General features: G+C 53.7%; 1 protein-coding gene. It reads left to right on the plus strand.

Annotated elements, in window-relative coordinates; genetic code table 11:
- The coding region (locus ACTHUM_RS15155; RefSeq protein ID WP_440403309.1) for a M24 family metallopeptidase at window positions 1-965 on the plus strand (965 nt) is incomplete at both ends.

Below are 965 nucleotides of genomic sequence, written 5' to 3' on the forward strand. Positions count from 1 at the left end.
AATGTGTATAAGAGACAGCGCTTGGATTACCAATCTGCGCGGCGATGATGTACCGTTCAACCCCGTGTTCTTGTCCCATTTGTTTATCAGCCAAGACAAAGCCGTATTGTTTACCGATGCAGGCCGTCTGAAAGCCGAATCTGCCGAAGCCTTGAAAGCGGCAGGCTTTGAAGTATTGCCTTATGCGCAAGCGGCGGACTACTTGGCAGGCGTTAAGGGCGCATTGCTGATTGATCCGAACAAAACTGCTGTCGGTACTTTGCGCCGCCTGCCTGAAGACGTTCGTTTGATTGAAGCCATCCACCCAAGCACATTCTTCAAATCAGTCAAATCCGATGCCGATATCGCCCATATCCGCAATACCATGGCGGAAGACGGCGCGGCATTGTGCGGCTTCTTTGCCGAGTTTGAACAAATCTTGGCAGACGGCGGCGAATTGAGCGAGCTGGATATCGACGGCATGCTCTACAAACACCGCAGCCAACGTCCCGGCTTTATTTCGCCAAGTTTCGATACCATCGCGGGCTACAATGCCAATGCCGCCTTGCCTCATTACAGTGCGACACCAGAAAACAACAGTAAAATCAAAGGCGACGGTATGCTGCTGATTGACTCCGGCGGCCAATACTGGGGCGGTACGACCGACATCACGCGCGTGGTTCCTGTCGGCAATCCGAGTGCGGCCATGAAACGCGATTACACTTTGGTGTTGAAGGCGCATATTTCTCTGGCTGAGACCATTTTCCCTGAAAACATCAAAGGCCCGATGATTGATGCCATCTGCCGCAAATCGCTCTGGCAGGCACAATGCGATTATGGTCACGGTACCGGTCATGGCGTGGGCTATTTCCTCAATGTGCATGAAGGCCCGCAAAGCATTGCCGTTGCCGCCGTGCCGCAACCGCATCACGCGATGCAGTCAGGCATGCTGACTTCCAACGAGCCGGGTCTTTACCGTCCGGGTA

The organism is Neisseria sp. P0021.S006, from assembly GCF_051956895.1.